This is a genomic window from Actinoplanes cyaneus, from assembly GCF_016862095.1.
GTDB classification, from domain to species: domain Bacteria; phylum Actinomycetota; class Actinomycetes; order Mycobacteriales; family Micromonosporaceae; genus Actinoplanes; species Actinoplanes cyaneus.
Genome location: NZ_BOMH01000033.1, coordinates 19193 through 36917, shown reverse-complemented (window position 1 = coordinate 36917; position 17725 = coordinate 19193). Strand labels below are relative to the sequence as shown.

Below are 17725 nucleotides of genomic sequence, written 5' to 3'. Positions count from 1 at the left end.
AGAACGCCGGGCACGAACCAGCGAAGGTGCGGTGACTGATGACGACGAACGCGCAAGGGTCGGGCAGGCGCGCGGTCAAAGCGGTGATCCCAGCGGCCGGCCTGGCAACGCGTTTCCTGCCAGCCACCAAGGCCGTTCCCAAGGAATTGTTGCCGGTCGTCGACCGGCCGGTCCTGCAGTACATCGTCGAGGAGGCGGCCGCCGCCGGGATCACCGACGTGCTGCTGGTGACCGGGCGTGGCAAGACCTCGATGGTCGACCACTTCGACCGCCGCCCCGACGTGGAGCAGCGGCTGCAGGAGAAGGGCGACACCGAGCGGCTCGCCGCCGTCCGTCGCACGAGTGAGCTCGCCAACATCTACACCGTCCGGCAGGGTGAACCGCTCGGCCTCGGTCACGCCGTCGGGACCGCGGCGTCACACGTGGGCGACAACCCGTTCGCGGTGCTCCTCGGCGACGAGTTCGTCGACGAGGACAGCCCGCTGCTGCCGGACATGCTCGACCTGCAGGCCCGCACCGGCGGCATCGTGCTCGCGTTCATCGAGGTCGCCCCGGAGGAGACGTCCCGCTACGGGATCGCCTCGGTGCGCGAGTCGGACCTCGGTGAGGGCGTCGTCGAGGTGACCGGCCTGGTGGAGAAGCCGTCGCCGAGCGAGGCGCCGAGCAACCTGGCCGTGGTCGGGCGGTATGTGCTGCCCGGCAGGATCTTCGAGACGATCGCCGAGACCAAGCCCGGCAGCGGCGGCGAGATCCAGCTGACCGACGCGATGGCGACGCTGCTGGCCGACGGCACCCCGGTGCACGGCATCGTCTACCGCGGTCACCGGTATGACACGGGTCAGCCGCTCGGCTATCTGCAGACGGTCGTGGAGCTGGCGGTGAAGCGGCCCGACCTGGGTGAGGAGTTCCTGGCCTGGCTCACCGACTTCGTCGGTGGTCGGAAGGGATGACCGCCACGGCCGATGCCGAGGCGGCCGCCAACGAGCTGATGCCTCTCGCCGAGTACCTGGGCAGCGTGCTGCGCAGGCTACGGGCGCTGCCTCCGCTCGACCTCGACCTCACCCAGGCGCACGGGAACGTGCTGGCGGCCGACGTGATCGCGCCGCACCCGTTCCCGGCGTTCGACCAAGCCGCGATCGACGGATACGCGGCCCGCTGGGAGGATCTGGCCGGCGCCGGGCGCCTCGGTGCGCACCCGGCGTTCGGCCAGTTCGACAACCCCACCCGTGGGGTCCGGCTGAACGTGGTCGGTGACCTCGGCGCGTCCAGCTGGCGTCCGGTCCGGCTGACCGCGGGCACCTGCTTCTCGGTCGCGGCCGGTGCGCCGCTGCCACTCGGTGCCGACGTGGTCGTCCCCGTGCACTGGACCGATCAGGGCATGGCCGCGGTGGAGATCCTGCACGCCCCGAAACGTGGTTCCGGGGTGCGGCGGACCGGTGACGAGCTGTCGGTCGGCCAGGTGCTCGCCACCGCCGGGTCGTACGTGACGCCCCCGCTCGTGGCGACCTTCGCCGCCGCCGGGATCGGGCACGTTCTGGTCCGGCCCAGTCCGCGGGTGGTCGTCGTGGCGACCGGGGACGAGCTGGTCGACGTGGGCCGGCCGAGCCAGCCGGGGCAGGTCGTCGACGCCAACTCCCATGCGCTGACGGCGGCCGCCGTGGAGGCCGGGGCCATGGCGTACCGAATAGGGATCTGTGACGACGACCCGGAAGGGCTGCGTGGCCTCCTGGAGGACCAGACGCTGCGCGCCGACCTGATCATCACGACCGGTGGCACCGGCACGGGACCCGGCGACATGCTGCGCCGGGTCCTCTCACGTCCCGGCACCGGTCGCGGCATCGTCGAGTTCACCGATGTCGCGCTCTGCCCGGGCACGGTGCTCGGCTTCGGCACGGTCGGCGGCGAGGAGGTGCCGGTGGTCTGCCTGCCCGGCGAGCCCGGCGCGGCGCTGATCGGCTTCGAGGTGCTGGCCCGCCCCGCGATCCAGCTGCTGGCCGGGTCGGAACCGGTGTTCCGCCCGAGCGTCAAGGCGCACCTGCTGGAGACCGTCTCCTCGCCCGGCGGGCTGCGCGAGTTCCGGCCGGCGCACATCGCGGAGCGGCGTGGTGGTGGTTACACCGTGCAGCCGCTCGCCGGTGGGCCGTACACTCTCTCCGGTCTGGCCGAGGCCAACGGACTCCTGGTGCTCGGTGAGCGGGTCACCACGGCGGCCGCCGGCTCGACCGTGGACGTGTTGCTGCTCGACCGGAGGCGATGAATGCTCGGGGCAACCCCCGGCTGGCCCGCTGTGCTGGCGGACGGGCCGGTGTTGCTGCGGCCGTACAAGCGCTCTGACGCGCGCGCCTGGTCCGAGGTGCGGATCGCGAATCAGGCTTGGCTGGCACCCTGGGAGTCGGCGCCGCCCGGCCCGTGGGCGGAGATGAACTCGACCCGGGCCTACGGATACGTCTACCGCGACATGAGACGCGCCGCCCGTCGCGGCGACAGCATGCCGTTCGCCGTCTGCCTGCTCGAGGGCGGGCGAGAACGCCTGGTCGGGCACGTGAACCTGGGCAACATCGTGCGGCGGGCGTTCGCGTCGGCCTACGCCGGCTACTGGGTGGACTACCGCGTCGCCGGCCGGGGTGTGATCCCGACCGCGCTGGCGCTCGCCGTCGACCACGCGTTCGGCCCCGGCGGGCTGCACCGCATCGAGGTCAACATCCGCCCGGAGAACGGGCCGAGCCGCCGGGTCGTGGAGAAGCTGGGGTTCCGCGAGGAGGCGTACCACCAGCGTTACATGCACATCGATGGTGGCTGGCGCGACCACCTGGGGTATGCGATGACCAGCGAGGAGATCGCCGCCGAGGGCGGTCTGCTGTCGCGCTGGAAACGGGTTCGCGCCGCTAAGTGATCTTGGGCGCGGGAGAGCCGTCGGCGCGGCGCGCGAAATATCTCCGCTACCGCCCGTAACCTCGCATTCGTCGTGTCATTTTTCATCTGATCTGTCGTGGCGGAACGAAAGGGGTGAGGGTGCCGACCTCGGTGCTCCTCGCCGTCCTCGCCGCGGCCGGGCTGCTCGCCCTCGCCCCGGCGCTGGTTCGCCGGTACGACGCCACCGAGCGCCTCGCCGCGGAACGGGCGTCGTCCACGGCGCGGGTGCTCCAACGCCAGCGCCGTCGACGCACTGTGCCCGGACGCCGACCGATCAACACCGGCCGACGCGTCACGGTTACGCTGCCCGCCCCAACGGGTGAACCCGCCGAGCCGAAACCCCAGCGCCGCCTGCGCCTGGTCACCGGCCGCCGCCCGCAGCGTCGCCGTCCGCAACGGCGTGGCGCCCCCGCGGTCGTCCGCCGCCGCCGGGTCTTCGCCGCGCTGCTGCTGCTCAACGTCATCGAGCTGATCGGTGTGCTCGCGGTCGGCCCCGGCTTCTGGATCAGCTTTGCGGTCACCGGCACCCTCCTCGGCATCTACCTGGTCCACCTGCGCAACCGCGCCATCGTCGACCGCCGGCGTCGCCGCGTCCAGGCGCGCGAGGCGGCGTGGCTGGCCGCGCGGCAGGCCGAGGTCCGCCGCGAGCAGGCACGCCGGGCCGCCGCCCGCCGCGAGGCCCAGCGCCGGCTCGCGGCCCAGAAGGAAGCCGTCCGGCGCGCGGCGATGGGCCTGGACCGGGAGCCGTCCGACCTTCCGGTCGCCGCGAACGGCGGCTCGGTGTCGTATCGCCGGAGCGGCGGGCTGCGGGGCCGTCCCTACGAGGCCGGCGGCCGTCACCACACGGCCTGACCTGCGGTCAATCAAGATCAAATTCTTGCTGTCCCAGGTCCGCCGTGGTCGCCCTTCGCTGCTCCCGCGGGGACCCTTGCGGGCTTCGCAGGCCGCTGGCGCGGCCAGAACGCGAAACCCTCCAGGGCGGCCTCCGTGGCGGGGCACGGTCACCCCGGGACGCGACGCCCGCCGAGGGCACGGAAGCGGCGCGCGCACTCTTCCGTGACGCGCGCGCATGCCCAGCCCCGTGCGAGCCTCGCGCAGTGCTGGCATTCGTGGCGCTGGCATCGCGGGGCTGACGTCGCGGGGCTGGCATCCGTGGCGCTGGCGTCGCGGGGCTGGCTTGCGGCGTTGACGTGGCGGGGGCTGACGTCGCGGCGCTGGCTTCGCGGCGTTGAGGTGGCGGGGCTGACGTGGCGGGGCTGGGTTGGCGGGGTGAGAGCTGGCGCCGGGGTGGCGGGGCAGGGGATTTGGGGAGGGGCGGTTCGCGGGGTTGGTGGGGGACCTGTTAGCCTTTCGGAGGTTCCACGGTGAAGGCCTCACCGAGGACCGACCAGGGGCTGTGGCGCAGTCTGGTAGCGCACCTCGTTCGCATCGAGGGGGTCTGGGGTTCAAATCCCCACAGCTCCACCAAAAGAAGTGCCCTCAATTCGCGGTTACGCGAGGCGGGGGCATTCTTCGTTTTCGGCGCAGCGCGCCGGGCTCGCGCGGGGCGGGGGCGGCGCAACTGGGCTCGGCGCAGACGGCGGGGCTCGGACGGTTCGGGCGGCGTGGTTCAGCGGGGCTCGGACGGCTGGGCTCAGCGGGGCTCGGGGCGGCGTAGCGGGGTTCGGGGCGGAACGGCTTCGGGCGGGTGGACGCGTAACGACTCCGGCTGGTTCTCATGGGCGTTATGAGGCACGAATAACGCCCATGAGAACCAGCCGGAACCCCGCGTCGCGCGGCCTGGCGGGACCCGGCTGGGCCTTGCGGGAGGTGACGCACGCCAACGGTGTCGTCGGGCGGGACGGCGGCACGGGTTTTCGGGGTGAGCTCGACCCGCCACGGAGGCCGCCCTGGAGGGCTTTGCGTTCTGGCCGCGCCAGCGGCCTGCGAAGCCCGCAAGGGTCCCCGCGGGAGCGACGATCCGGACCACAGCGGAGATGGGACCTGAAGATCTTGATGTTGATCTTCTGGGGTTTCCGCTAGCGGTGCAGGTGGAAGCTGGCGATCTCCTCGACGCGGGTGCGGAAGATGCCGGCTCGTTGTTCTATCGCCAGGGGGTGGCCGGTCGGTTCGAGCTCGATGTACGGCGGCTGGCCGACCGGCCGGGTGTGGACCATGGTCTTGAGGTTCAGCGTGGTCGGCTCGTAGCCGTCGATCACGTTGGCGAGCCAGCCGAAGTAGGGCGGCTCGGTCTCGCGGCCGGGCTGTTCCCAGACGTCGACGGCGCGGGTGAAGTTCGGGCGGCTCAGTGACACCCACATGCTGTAGGTGAAGACGTCACCGGTGTCCCAGACGGGGAGTTCGATCAGGCCGCGGATGAAGAACCGCTCGCCGCTGATCACGCACAGGTCGGAGTCGAGCAGGCAACCTTCGTCCCGCGCCATCTCCGGGAGCCAGACGTCCGGGGCCGGCGCGGCGAAGCTCAGCGGAGGGCCGCTGTGTGTCGAGCCGCACGTGCCGCACGCGAACTCGTCGGTGTTCATGGGCGCGAAGCATACGGCCGTGACTTGAATTGATCATCTGCACGGCGGGGAAGTCACACTCTCTCCGTGCGAGATTCGGGCGAAATGTGAAGGTGGCTACTTTTGCGTGGTACCTCTGAAGCAAGTCTCGGAGGTGACCGTAATGAAAGCACCCCTACCCGACAACGAGATCGAGCGCCTGGCCGCGCTCTACTCGCTCGACATCCTGGACAGCCCACCGGAGAAGGACTTCGACGACATCGTCGCGCTGGCCGCCGGCGTCTGTGAGACGCCGATGTCCATGGTCAGCCTGGTCGACGCGGATCGGCAGTGGGCCAAGGCCAGGACCGGCTCGGATCTCGCCGAGACGGCTCGCGACCTGTCCTTCTGCGCCCATGCGATCCTCGGCCGGGATCTGCTGATGGTGCCCGACGCGCGGGCGGATCTGCGGTTCGCCGACAACCCGGCGGTGACCGCTTCTGACGGCATCAGGTTCTACGCCGGGGCGCCGCTGATGACCACCGACGGGTTCGCGCTCGGCACGCTCTGCGTGATGGACCGCGAGCCGCGCCGGCTGGACATGGAGCAGCAGCAGGCGCTGCGCGCGCTGGCCCGGCAGGTGACCGCCCAACTGGAGTTGCGGCGGTACGCGTATGCGCTGGCCAACACCACGGCCCGGCTGCAGGAGCTGGAGCGTCGCAAGGACGACCTGGCCGGGCTGGTCGGCGGGGAGTTGCGTTCCTCACTGCGGCTGATGTCGACGTACCTGGAGAACCTGGGGAACACCGGCTATCACGACGCCGAGATGGCGGACCTGGTCGGGCGGGCGGCGGCCGCGCACTGCCGCGGCTTCCGCGAGCTGATCGACCACCTGAGCCAGATGGCCGAGGCCGGGCTCGGCGGGGACAGCCTGCACATGCGGCAGTGCGACCTGACCCGGGTGACGCAGCGCGCGGTCGAGGCGGTCCGCCCGATCGCGGCCAGCAAGCACATCTGGATCCTGAACCAGGCCGGCGGGCCGTCGCTGCCGATCATCGCCGACCCGGTACGGCTCGAGCAGGTGCTGACCCATCTGCTGTTCGCCGCGGTGAAGTACACGCCCGAGGGTGGCCGGGTGCGGGTCGGCACCGAGATGGAGTCCGGCCCGACCGTGCGGCTCGACGACATGGACCTGCCCGACGGGATGCGGCCGGACCTGTTCCCGCACCTGTACTACGGGGCGATCGCGAACCCGGCGGACGTGCCCGGCCCCGACCGCGGGCTGGCCGTGGCGAAACGGATCCTGGACGCGCACCACGCGACGGTGGCGCTCTCCGACCGGCCCGGCGACGGGACGTCACTGCACGTGGTGTTCCCGTACGCGGATCTGACACCGGACGAACTGCTGCGCGACCTGGCCGTGGCCTGAACCAAAACGGTGGTCTGAACGAAAGCCTGAACAAGGACGGGCCTGAACACGACCGTGCCCCACCGGCTGCAGTCGGTGGGGCACGAGTCCGTCCGGGATCTACCGGGGGATCTCCTCCCGCTGCGCCTGGGACGGCACCGCCGGAGTGGTCGGGGGCGCGACCGCGCGGCCCTTCGCCTGCTGCTGGCGTGGCACCTCGGCGGTGGCCGGCGGCCAGCTCTCGACGGCCGGCGCCACGCGCTGGGAGATCGGTGGCGGGATCTCGGAGCGTGGGGTCAGCCCGGCCCGGTGCAGCTTGTGCCAGCGCAGCCGGCCGCCGGTCAGGGCGGTGGTCGCCGACTGGATCAGGACCAGGTACATCAGCTGCCGGTACGCGAACTGCTGCAACGGCAACCGCCAGAGCGGCTTGAGCGGCTCCCGGTCGAAGCGGAACGCGACCGCCGCGGTGAACAGTTGCAGCGTCAGCATGCCGAGCCAGGCGATCACGGTCTCCTCGAGCTGCCAGAAGACCAGGCCGTAGACGAGCATGATGTCGACGACCGGGGCGAGCATCGGCAGCGCCACCCCGAACAGCGCGAGGAACGGCAGGCCGACCCGGCCGAAGCGCCCGGACGGGCCCTTGTCGAACATCGCCCGGCGGTGCTTCCACATCGCCTGCATGGTGCCGTAGCTCCACCGATACCGCTGACGGTAGAGCTGCTCGAGGGTCGTCGGCGCCTCGGTCCACGCCTTGGCGTGCTCCTCGTAGACGACCCGCCAGCCCTCCCGGCACATGGCCATGGTGACGTCGGTGTCCTCGGCGAGCGTCTCGTCGCTGATCCCGCCGACCTTGGCCAGGGCCTCGCGGCGGAACGCGCCGATCGCGCCGGGCACGGTCGGCATGCAGTTCAGCGTCTCGTAGAGCCGGCGGTCCAGGTTGAAGCCGATCACGTACTCGATGTGCTGCCAGGTCGCGACCATGCTGGCGCGGTTGCCGACCTTGACGTTGCCGGCGACCGCGCCGACGGTCGGGTCGGCGAACGGCTGCACCAGCCGGCGGATCGAGTCCTCCTCGAAGATCGTGTCGCCGTCGACGGTCACGATCAGGTCGTGCCGGGCGAGCGCGATCCCGGTGTTGAGGGCGTTGGACTTGCCGCCGTTGGGGACCCGGACCACCCGTACGTTGCGCAGCCGCAGGCTTTCCACGATGTCGGCGGTGCCGTCGGTGGAGCCGTCGTCGACGACCACCACCTCGATCTCCGGGTAGTCGCCGAGCGCCAGCGACTTGACGGCCGCCTCGATGCCCTCCTTCTCGTTGTAGGCGGGCACGATCACCGACACCGGATCGGTGACCGGTGGCCCCCAGCTCCAGCTCGCCTTGCGCCGCTGCCGGGCGTGCCGGGTGGCGAGCAGCAGCAACAGCGCGGTCCGCCCGATGGTCAGCGCGCCGACCAGCACGAACAGCGCCGCGACGACGGCGACCAGGCCGTCGGCCAGGCGTACGGTCCAGATCAGCCCGGCGCCGCGCCACTCGTCACCGGACGCGGCCGACGGGTTCTCCGGCAGCGTCGGGATGACCGTGGCGCTCTCCGGCGCGCGGCCGGCCCGGACGTCCGCGGCCTGCTCCTCGATGCCCAGGTTCAGGCCCTCGGTGACGGTGGTGAAACGGTAGCCACGCGCCTTCATCATCGGGATGAACTTGCGCAGCGCCTCGACCGTCTGGGCGCGTTCGCCGCCGGCGTCGTGGAACAGGATGATCGCGGAGCTCTCGCCCTTGGGCATCGCGTTGCGCATGATCTGGTCGACGCCGGGGCGTTGCCAGTCCTCGCTGTCCAGGTCGTTGACGACGACCAGGTAACCGGCCTGGCCGGCCTCCTTGACGACCTTCCAGTTCGCCTCGTCGATCGCCTCGGTCTTCGACGAGTACGGAAACCGGGCCAGGTTGGTGTGCACGCCGGTGGCCCGGGCGATGGCCACCTGGTTCTGGGACAGCTCCAGATGCCGCCGCCACGGGGCGAGCAGCTGCATGTTCGGGTGCGTGAACGTGTGCAGCCCCAGCTCGTTGCCGTCGGCGACGATCTCCCTGGCCAGCGCCGGGTGCCGGGCGACCTGCGAGCCGACGACGAAGAACGTGCCGTGCGCGTCGTTCTCCCGCAGCACCTCGAGGACCTTCGGGGTCCACACCGGGTCGGGGCCGTCGTCGAAGGTGAGCGCGATCGTGCGGTCCGGCAGCCGGCTGGTGCTCTCCTGCCCGCCGGTGGTGTTGATGATCGGCCCCCCGCCGCGGATCGACAACGGCACGCCGTCCTGATCGCCGACCTCGGTCTCCTTGTGGTCGGCGGTGAACTCGGCATTGATGTACGCCTGCACCACGAGTACGCCGACGAAGAGCGCGAGCAGCAGCGAGGCGAGCATCACCCGGGGACGGGGCAGGATGCGCCGGCGGCTGCGGCCGCGGTTGCGGCTCACGCCGATGCCCCCGACGGCGACGGCGCGGGGGTGTCCGTGTCGGCCGGGTCGTCAGCGAGCGTCGGGCCCAGTGTGGGCAGCGCGGCCGGCTCGCTCTTGGTGGTGTTGCGCGTGACCGGCGGGGCGGGCGGTGCGGGCGGCGCCGGCTCGGGCGCCTTGCTGCTGGTGGTCGGGTTGGCGGCCGGGGTCGTGGTCGTCGACTCGGTCGGCTTGGTCGTGGTGGCGGTCGGCGTCGGCGACACCTTGGCCGGGGCCGGTTTGGCGGCCGGCGCCTTCGTGGTCTTCGCCGGCGCCGGCTTGGTGGACCTGACCGGCTCGGCGGCCGCCGGGGCCACCGGGCGATCTACCGGCCGGACCGGGTTGACCGTCGACTCCACCGGCGGCCGGGCCGCGGCGGTCGCCGGGCTCGTCGCCGGGGCCGGGTTGGGCCGGGGCGGCACGGGGTCGGCCTTCTCGTCGTCCAATCCGGGCAGCGGCAGCACGGCGCTCGAGTTCACCGGGCCGCCGGCCAGGCTGACGCTGACCAGCCCGCCGTAGGAGACGACGAGGATGCCGAACGCCAGCGCCATCCGGCGGAGCATGCGACTCCGTCGTCCGGTGGAGTCGACGAACACCGGGGCCGGCGTCGCAACGGCGATCACTTCCGTGTCCGGAATTCGCTGGTCGGCGGTCTGCGGGTGTTGGGAATCCTGCGTTGTCACGCGGCGAGCTTAAGAACATTTATCGCGATCTTGGCACTTGTCACCTATTAGGGGGATGGCCGACTGATGCGATGAAAAGGGACGAAATGATGAGCCGTTGAATGTGACCCGTTGCCGGTCGCTTGTCGCTGATTCCGCTGAGCTGCGGTGCGGCGGACGGCCCGAATACGTTACGCCATCTCCGGCACCTAATTGGTGTCGCATTCCCGACGGTGGAGTTGAATCGTATTCATGAGCGGGTATGCGTGGTAAATACTATAAAGGCATATTGTCCGAATCTGTGGGATGGTGGGATCGGCACGGCCAATCCGTGGGCGGCACCCGTTGTGCGGGTCATCCAGGCTCGTTAAGCTGCATCTTGCGCGCCCCTATCGCCCGCTTCCCCCGTGGCAGGCGATCGGGGCGCGCCCTACTTTTCCGGCCCGTGTCCACTCCGGGCGGTCCCCGCGATCCGGTGCGGTTTCCCGGCGAGACGCGTCGTGATCAGTCAACAGGTGCAAGATCGGTGAAGCGCGGAGCAGTGGGTCAAGTCCACCGAGGTCACTCGAAAGCGACGAAGCCCGGCCCCGGCGGATCTCCGGTGACAGGGCCGGGAACGGTGAAGCCCGGCGAGGGCCGCCGGGCTTCACTTGGGTCAGAGCTTCGCGAGAGCGGTCAGATCCAGCGACTTCCCAGCCACATGCGGACCGACCAGTCGTTGTACGGCATCGTCTTGCCCACGAAGACCGGATAGAAGTACGCGAAGCAGAGCGCCACCAGCACCATGTAGGTGGCCGCCACCACCACGCCGATCAACTGTCTGTCGGTCCTCGCCGCACCGGTCGCCATGCCCTCGGGCGGCGTCATGATCGCCCCCAGGACGTAGACCACCGCCAGGATCAGGAACGGCAGGCCCGGCATCAGGTAGAACGAGAACATCGTCCGGCCGTCCTTGACCGCGAAGTAGAACCACGGCAGCAGGCTCGCCATCGCCCCGGTGAAGATCGCGAACGCCCGCCAGTCGCGCCGGGCGATGCCGAACCAGACGAGCGCGAACAGCGCCGGCAGGAACGACCACCACAGCAGCGGCGTGCCCAGCAGCAGGATCTCGGCGGCGCAGCTGGACGACCCGCAGTTGCCGCTGCCGTTCCAGTAGAAGGCGACCGGCCGCCCGAGCAGCAGCCACTGCCACGGCCAGGACTGGTACGTGTGCTTCTCGGTGAGCCCGCTGTGGAAGTGGTACGCCTCGGAGTGGTAGTGCATCAGGTTCAGCAGCGCGCCCAGGACCGGCGGCTCGCTCAGCCCGTGCGCCTGCCGGTCGTGCCGGAAGTAGCCGTCGTCGGTGACGAACCAGCCGATCCAGGTGGCCAGGTAGAAGACGAAGCTGAGGACGAAGCTGAGGATCAGGTAACCGAAGTCGCCGAGGATGCCGGCCACGAACGGGCCACGGACCCGCGCCGAGCGCCGGGCCTGCCAGCGCCAGGCCACGACCAGGGCGGCGAAGAACGGCGCGAAGAACAGCGCGCTCCACTTCACCCCGCAGGCCAGGCCGAAGAACACGCCGGCGGCCAGCAGCCACCACGGCACGATCCGCGGGATCTTGTGAGTGGACGCCGGGTCGAAGCCGGCGGCCAGCGCGTCCCGCCAGCGCCGCCGGTAGTGATCCCGGTCGAGGACCAGGCAGGCGAACGTGAGCAGCACGAACAGCCCGATGAAGATGTCGAGCAGCGCGGTGCGCGACAGCACCAGCTGGAAGCCGTCCAGGGTCATCAGCAGACCGGCCATCCCGGCCAGCACCGTGGAGCGGAACATCCGGTAGGCGACCCGGATCAGGACGAAGATCATCAGGGTGCCGGCGACCGCGGCGGTGAACCGCCAGCCGAGCTCGTCGTTGCCGAAGATCTTCTCGCCCAGGGCGATCAGCCACTTGCCCAGCGGGGGATGCACCACATACGCCGGGCCGTTGTTCTTCTCGTCCCACTCGACACCGTGCTGGAGCATGTCCCACGCGTCGGTCGGGTAGTACACCTCGTCGAAGATGTAGCCCTTCGGCTTGTCCACTCCGGCCAGGCGCAGGATCCCGGCGGCGACCGTGATCACCACGGTGACCAGCCACGACCAGGGTTCGAGCCGGTTGTCCAGCGTCGACAGGCGCCGCCGGACGAGATCGGGCACCACGCGCACGCCCCGGGACGACTCCGCCCCGGCGGGGGAGTCCGCGGTGGGCAGGTCTTTCTCCGCTGTCGCCGTCGTCACCCCGCGATCGTAGGCTGCCGAGCTTTGAAACCGGGGCCGGGCGTGTGATGGACTTTTCGGGTGTCTCGTGAAGAAGTAGGAGTTGGCCGGGTCGTCCTGGCCGGAGCCCCGCTGGGCAACATCGGCGACGCGTCGTCCCGGCTGCGGGAGGTGCTCGGCACCGCGGACGTGATCGCGGCCGAGGACACCCGCCGGCTGGGCCGCCTGGTCAAGGACCTCGAGGTGACGGTGCGCGGCAGGGTCGTCTCCTACTTCGAGGGCAACGAGGAGTGGCGTACGCCGGACCTGGTCGCCGCCCTGGCCACCGGCGCCACGGTCGTGGTGATCACCGACGGGGGCATGCCCAGCGTCTCCGATCCCGGGTACCGCCTGGTCCGGGCGGCGCTCGACGCCGGTTTCCCGGTCACCGCGGCGCCCGGGCCGAGCGCGGTCACCACCGCCCTGGCGCTCTCCGGGCTGCCCAGTGACCGCTTCGTCTTCGAGGGCTTCCTCCCGCGTACGGGATCGAACCGCCGCTCCCGGCTCAAGGAGCTCGCCGGCGAGCCCCGCACGCTGGTCTTCTTCGAGGCGCCGCACCGGATCGCCGGCACGCTGACCGACCTCGTGGCGACGTTCGGCGCGGACCGCCCGGCCGCGGTCTGCCGGGAGCTGACCAAGACGTACGAGGAGATCCGCCGCGGCACCTGCGAGGAACTGGTGACCTGGGCCACCGAGGGCGAGCCGCGCGGCGAGATCACCCTGGTGGTGGGTGGTGCGCCGGACCGCCCCGCGGAGCGTCCCGCGGATGACGAGCTGCGCGCGGCGGTGGCACGGCTAGAGGCCGCCGGCGAGTCACGGCGGGACGCCATCCAGGCGATCGCCGACCAGTACGGCCTGAAGAAGCGCGACGTCTACACCCTCGTGCACGCCGCGCCGTGACAATCGCTCAGTAGGCCGCGATCAGGAACCCGATCAGCAGCAGCACCGGGCCGGCCACGCTGCCCAGCAGCGCCCCGCGACGGGCGCGTGCGGACTCCAGCCGTCGTGCCCCGGTCGCGCTGGCGATGCCGTACCCGCAGATCAGCACGATCAGGAAGCCCAGCGCCCAGCGCAGGTGCAGCAGCGGGCCGGTCGGGGTGGCATAGGCCTGCGAGCTGGCCGGGCTGACCATCCGGGCGCCGGTGACCGCGCCGGGCTCGCGGGCCGTCCCGGAGATGCCGAGCAGCCGCACGCGGCGGACCGTGAAGCTGCCGTCGCCGGTCGCGAACCGCCCGGTGCAGCGCTGGGTGAGGCCGTCGCCGTGGCAGCGGGTCGTGGTCGCGTACCCCCGATCGCCGTGCCCGGTGGCGAGCCAGAACGGCTCGGCGCTGACCCAGGCGAAGAACGCCGCCACCAGGCTCAGCGCGATCAGCGCCAGCAGGGAGGTGACCGGGTTGGCCGCCGGTTGCCGCCGGCGCCGGCCCGGGCGCGGATCGTTGCGTGCCTCGGCCGCGATGCGCGCCTCGTCGGTCTCCCAGAACGGCGAGTTCTCCACGCGTTCCAGCCGGTGCGCGGTGGCCGGAGAGGCGCTCTCCGGCAGCGGTGGCAGGGGCCCGCGCGGCGGCCGCCCGGTGTCCAGGGCGATCGTCGGACGATCCGGCGTCCGCGGTACGTCGTCCGGCTCCTTCTCGCCGGTGCGACCCGATTCCTTCTCGCCCGGACGACCAGGCTCCGTCTCGCCCGGCTGCCCCGGGTCGATGATCATCAGCTGGTCGGCGGTGGCGAGATGCTCGGCGGCGTCCGTGGCGCCGGACCGGCGGGCCTGGTCGGCGGCGAGGTCGGCCCACTCCTGGGAGCTCGGCAGCCGTTCGGTGTCGCCCTGCCACCACGCGGAGTCCGGATCGTCCTGCGCCCACGGGTGTCCCGCCGACGTTTGCGCTGGTTGTTCCCCCTGCTGCGGCGTGTTTCCGGTCACTGGCCCAGTCAACTACGGCGGTCGTCGTCCGTACCGTCAATGATGGGGTGTGTCGGGACAAATCGGTCGCTGAGCGCGGAGGGCGGCAATCCATTCGCGGGCCACCGAGGAGGGTCACTACGCTAGGCGTCATGAGTCACGTTCTCGCCGCGGTCGCCTGGCCCTACGCCAACGGCCCGCGCCACATCGGTCATGTTTCCGGCTTCGGGGTGCCTTCCGACGTTTTCAGCCGGTACATGCGGATGGCCGGCCACGACGTGCTCATGGTTTCGGGCACCGACGAGCACGGCACCCCGATCCAGGTCCAGGCGGACGCGGAGGGCGTCACCGCCCGCGAGCTCGCCGACCGGTACAACCGGGTGATCGTGGAGGACCTGCACGGGCTGGGCCTGACCTACGACCTGTTCACCCGCACGACGACGCGCAACCACTACGCCGTGGTGCAGGAGCTGTTCGAGGGCCTGCACCAGAACGGGTACATCGTGGCCCGCACCACGCTCGGCGCGATCTCCCCGTCCACCGGCCGCACCCTGCCCGACCGCTACATCGAGGGCACCTGCCCGATCTGCGGTTACGAGAAGGCCCGCGGCGACCAGTGCGACAACTGCACCAACCAGCTCGACCCCGAGCAGCTGATCAACCCGCGCTCCCGGATCAACGGCGAGACGCCGAAGTTCGTCGAGACCGAGCACTTCTTCCTCGACCTGCCCGCTTTCGCCCAGGCGATCGGCAACTGGCTCGACCAGCGGGAGAACTGGCGGCCCAACGTCCTGAAGTTCTCCCGCAACCTGCTCGACGACCTGCAGCCCCGGGCGATCACCCGGGACCTGGAGTGGGGCGTGCCGATCCCGCTGGACGGCTGGCGCGACCGCACCGACAAGCGCATCTACGTCTGGTTCGACGCGGTCATCGGCTACCTGTCGGCGTCGATCGAGTGGGCGCGGCGCACCGGCGACCCGGAGGCGTGGCGCCAGTGGTGGTCGGCCGACGCGCAGGGCAAGGACGCGCTCGGCTACTACTTCATGGGCAAGGACAACATCGTCTTCCACTCGGTGATCTGGCCGGCGCTGCTGCTCGGTTACTCCGGTGAGGGCGACAAGGGTGGCCAGGCCGGCTCTCTCGGCAGGCTGAACCTGCCGACCGAGGTGGTCTCCAGTGAGTACCTGACGATGGAGGGCAAGAAGTTCTCCTCGTCCAACCGCGTGGTCATCTACGTGCGGGACTTCCTGGAGCGCTACGACGCCGACGCCCTGCGGTACTTCATCGCCGCGGCCGGCCCGGAGTCCAACGACACCGACTTCACCTGGGCCGAGTTCGTCCGGCGCAACAACGACGAGCTGGTCGCCGGCTGGGGCAACCTGGTCAACCGCTCGATCTCGATGGCCGCGAAGAACTTCGGCGCGATCCCGCCGGCTGTCGACCCGACGCCGGAGGACCTCGCGCTGCTGGAGGTGGCCAGGACCGGCTTCGCCACGGTCGGTGAGCTGATCGGCAAGCACCGGCAGAAGGCGGCGATCGGCGAGGCGATGCGGGTGGTCGCCGAGGCGAACAAGTACCTCTCCGAGCAGGCGCCGTGGAAGCTGAAGGACGAGTCGCAGAAGGAGCGGCAGGGCACGATCCTGCACGTGGCGCTGCAGGTCGTCAGCGACGCGAACACGCTGCTCACGCCGTTCCTGCCGCACTCCGCGCAGAAGGTCCACGAGCTGCTCGGCGGCACCGGGGTGCACGCCCCGATGCCGGAGATCGTCGAGGTCGAGGACCTGGACGGCGGCCCGGGATACCCGGTGCTGATGGGTGACTACACGGTCGGCGCGCGCTGGGAGTCGGTGCCGCTGGTGGCCGGCACGCCGTTGAGCGCGCCGAAGCCGGTCTTCCGCAAGCTGGAGCCGTCGGTGGTCGACGAGGAGTTGGAGCGGCTGAGCGGCGCTTCCTGACCTGCTGTCACGACAACGAAAGGCCCGGCTCCGGCCGGGCCTTTCGTGCTGTCCGGGTGTGAGCCGGATCACGAAGAGGGTCGATGTCGCCGTGAGTCACCTCTTCCAGACGGATAGCGCCGCGGACGCCGGGAAGAGTCCCATTTGTATGTGTCGAGAAGGGTGCTCGACGGCACCGACGACGACCGGAAACGGGATTGATCAAAGCCCCGCGAGGGGTTAAATTGATCGCGCCACGGGGGAACGTTGGCGTTTCGTCGATCTGGGACCGTTCTGACGTCCAAGATCGTCCAACTTGCCCTTCATGTGGTTCTGGTACCCCTCGAAGGAGCTGGAACTTCCTTGAAACCACGTCTGGCCAGGCCGCTGCTCGCGGCCATCGTCGGTGGCGCGCTGCTCGCGGGCGGCGCTGTCGCGGCGTCACCGGCCTACGCCGACCCGACTGCCACTCCTAGCTCCACCGAGACGTCGGCCCCGCCGGTCGAGGAGACGACCCCGGTGGGCGAACCGTCCGGCCCGGCCGGAGACCCCTCGGGCCCGGCGGGCGATCCTTCCGGGGAGCCGTCCGGGAACCCTTCCGGGGAGCCGTCAGGCAACCCGTCAGGCAACCCTTCGGGGAACCCGTCCGGCCCGGTGGACCAGCCGTCGACCCAGCCGTCGAACCCGCCGGTCCCCGACGTCGCACCGCCGAAGGGCACCTTCGCGCTGAGCGCGACCTCGGTCCTGATGAAGCAGGGCGTCACCTTCATCCAGAACGACGCCGACTACTCCGACGACAAGGACGCCGACTCGGCGCTCACCCGGTACATCACCTTCGGTGACGGCACCTCGGTGACGCTGAACCCCGGCCAGACCACCTTTGTCAAGAAGTACACCAAGGCCGGCTCGTTCAAGGTGGTCGAGAAGATCACCGACACCAGCGGCAAGTCGTTCACCACGCCCGCCAAGACGGTCACCGTCACGTCGCCGGGCAAGGCCACGCTGAACACCCACACGGTGTACCAGGGGCAGCGGTTCACCATCACCTTCTCCGGGGTGCCCAGCGGCACGTCGAAGATCCGCGTTCTGTGGGGTGACGGGTACGAGAACCCGATCGCCGGCAAGAACCAGACGATCGGTGGCTACTACTACCTGGACAGCAAGGGCAAGAAGGTGCTCGGCAAGCGGAGCATCTACGTCAACTACACCACCAAGAACGGCACCACCGACTGGTTCCCCGTCGGCGCCGTGAACGTGCTGGTCGACAAGTACCGGCCGGTCCTGACCGTCACGAAGCCGTCCGCGTCCAACCGGGTGAAGTCCTGGACCACGGTCCGCGGCACCGCCTCCGACAAGGGCGCCGGCCTGCAGCCGTACGCCTACGTCTTCGTCACCCGGGTGACCGGCGGCAAGGTGTACTGCTTCACCAAGAACAAGAAGTGGGTCCGGGTCTACAGCGACAAGCAGTACGACACCAAGTGCACCCCGGTGGTGACCTCGATCGTCAAGGGCAAGTGGGCGTTCAAGCTCACCGGCCTCGGCACCGGTGACCTGTTCGTCGACGCGTACGCGTTCGACCGGATCGGTCACCAGGGCTACCGCGGCCTGCACGTCAAGGTCAACAAGAGGTAATCAGCCGAACAGGGGAAAGGGCCGGCGAGCGCCGGCCCTTT

13 protein-coding genes and 1 tRNA gene are annotated in these 17725 nt (G+C 70.4%); 9 read left to right on the top strand and 5 right to left on the bottom strand.

The features are described from left to right. Positions 1-38 precede the first annotated feature (38 nt). The 5 genes from Acy02nite_RS21285 to Acy02nite_RS21265 all read left to right on the top strand — a co-directional run bounded on the left by Acy02nite_RS21285 (position 39) and on the right by Acy02nite_RS21265 (position 4380). Complete coding sequence (locus Acy02nite_RS21285; protein ID WP_203743150.1) at positions 39-950, top strand: UTP--glucose-1-phosphate uridylyltransferase; 912 nt, start codon at positions 39-41, stop codon at positions 948-950. Further along, on the top strand, positions 947-2257 hold the full coding sequence (locus Acy02nite_RS21280) for a molybdopterin molybdotransferase MoeA (RefSeq protein ID WP_203743148.1): 1311 nt from the start codon (positions 947-949) through the stop codon (positions 2255-2257). Before Acy02nite_RS21285 ends, Acy02nite_RS21280 begins: the two co-directional genes overlap by 4 nt. Continuing rightward, complete coding sequence (locus tag Acy02nite_RS21275; protein WP_203743146.1) at positions 2258-2893, top strand: GNAT family N-acetyltransferase; 636 nt, start codon at positions 2258-2260, stop codon at positions 2891-2893. It abuts the gene before it with no gap. Positions 2894-3006: 113 nt separating this feature from the next. After that, positions 3007-3765 (top strand): divisome protein SepX/GlpR, encoded by a 759-nt coding sequence (sepX, locus tag Acy02nite_RS21270; protein ID WP_203743144.1) that lies wholly within the window; start codon positions 3007-3009, stop codon positions 3763-3765. Between the two features lie 538 nt (positions 3766-4303). Further along, positions 4304-4380: transfer RNA gene (locus Acy02nite_RS21265), tRNA-Ala, on the top strand. A 551-nt stretch (positions 4381-4931) separates the two neighbouring features. Here the strand turns inward: Acy02nite_RS21265 and Acy02nite_RS21260 are convergent. Next, positions 4932-5435 (bottom strand): DUF2199 domain-containing protein, encoded by a 504-nt coding sequence (locus tag Acy02nite_RS21260; protein WP_203743142.1) that lies wholly within the window; start codon positions 5433-5435, stop codon positions 4932-4934. A gap of 142 nt (positions 5436-5577) precedes the next feature. Here Acy02nite_RS21260 and Acy02nite_RS21255 point away from each other — a divergent pair, with 142 nt between their 5' ends. Further along, positions 5578-6822 carry a GAF domain-containing sensor histidine kinase gene (locus Acy02nite_RS21255; protein WP_203743140.1) on the top strand — a complete coding sequence of 415 codons (1245 nt, stop codon included), beginning with the start codon at positions 5578-5580 and terminating at the stop codon, positions 6820-6822. A gap of 99 nt (positions 6823-6921) precedes the next feature. Here Acy02nite_RS21255 and Acy02nite_RS21250 read toward each other — a convergent pair whose 3' ends face one another. The 3 genes from Acy02nite_RS21250 to Acy02nite_RS21240 all read right to left on the bottom strand — a co-directional run bounded on the left by Acy02nite_RS21250 (position 6922) and on the right by Acy02nite_RS21240 (position 12206). Further along, positions 6922-9270, bottom strand: coding sequence for a bifunctional polysaccharide deacetylase/glycosyltransferase family 2 protein (locus Acy02nite_RS21250; RefSeq protein ID WP_425548163.1), 2349 nt, complete (start codon positions 9268-9270; stop codon positions 6922-6924). Then, a complete protein-coding gene (locus Acy02nite_RS21245) occupies positions 9267-9971 on the bottom strand; it encodes a hypothetical protein (RefSeq protein ID WP_203743138.1) in 705 nt (234 codons plus the stop codon). The genes Acy02nite_RS21250 and Acy02nite_RS21245 overlap by 4 nt, the downstream gene beginning before the upstream one ends. A 654-nt stretch (positions 9972-10625) precedes the next feature. Then, positions 10626-12206, bottom strand: a complete 1581-nt coding sequence (locus Acy02nite_RS21240; protein WP_203743136.1) for a dolichyl-phosphate-mannose--protein mannosyltransferase — start codon at positions 12204-12206, stop codon at positions 10626-10628. Positions 12207-12266: 60 nt separating this feature from the next. Here Acy02nite_RS21240 and rsmI point away from each other — a divergent pair, with 60 nt between their 5' ends. Beyond that, positions 12267-13124, top strand: a complete 858-nt coding sequence (gene rsmI / locus Acy02nite_RS21235; RefSeq protein WP_203743134.1) for a 16S rRNA (cytidine(1402)-2'-O)-methyltransferase — start codon at positions 12267-12269, stop codon at positions 13122-13124. A 7-nt stretch (positions 13125-13131) separates the two neighbouring features. Here the strand turns inward: rsmI and Acy02nite_RS21230 are convergent, their stop codons facing one another. Next, positions 13132-14139: a sulfite exporter TauE/SafE family protein gene (locus tag Acy02nite_RS21230; protein ID WP_203743132.1), complete on the bottom strand. Its 1008-nt coding sequence runs from the start codon at positions 14137-14139 to the stop codon at positions 13132-13134. A 131-nt stretch (positions 14140-14270) separates the two neighbouring features. Here Acy02nite_RS21230 and metG point away from each other — a divergent pair, with 131 nt between their 5' ends. Beyond that, positions 14271-16073, top strand: a complete 1803-nt coding sequence (gene metG / locus Acy02nite_RS21225; protein WP_203743130.1) for a methionine--tRNA ligase — start codon at positions 14271-14273, stop codon at positions 16071-16073. 342 nt (positions 16074-16415) lie between these two features. Next, positions 16416-17684 carry a hypothetical protein gene (locus Acy02nite_RS21220; protein ID WP_203743128.1) on the top strand — a complete coding sequence of 423 codons (1269 nt, stop codon included), beginning with the start codon at positions 16416-16418 and terminating at the stop codon, positions 17682-17684. Positions 17685-17725: the final 41 nt, after the last annotated feature.

Excerpts from the sequence above, each read along its gene's own strand:
- Acy02nite_RS21285 (WP_203743150.1), top strand. The coding sequence starts at position 39 with ATGACGACGAACGCGCAAGGGTCGGGCAGGCGCGCGGTCAAAGCGGTG.
- Acy02nite_RS21280 (WP_203743148.1), top strand. The coding sequence starts at position 947 with ATGACCGCCACGGCCGATGCCGAGGCGGCCGCCAACGAGCTGATGCCT.
- Acy02nite_RS21275 (WP_203743146.1), top strand. The coding sequence starts at position 2,258 with ATGCTCGGGGCAACCCCCGGCTGGCCCGCTGTGCTGGCGGACGGGCCG.
- Acy02nite_RS21260 (WP_203743142.1), bottom strand. The coding sequence starts at position 5,435 with ATGAACACCGACGAGTTCGCGTGCGGCACGTGCGGCTCGACACACAGC.
- Acy02nite_RS21255 (WP_203743140.1), top strand. The coding sequence starts at position 5,578 with ATGAAAGCACCCCTACCCGACAACGAGATCGAGCGCCTGGCCGCGCTC.
- metG (WP_203743130.1), top strand. The coding sequence starts at position 14,271 with ATGAGTCACGTTCTCGCCGCGGTCGCCTGGCCCTACGCCAACGGCCCG.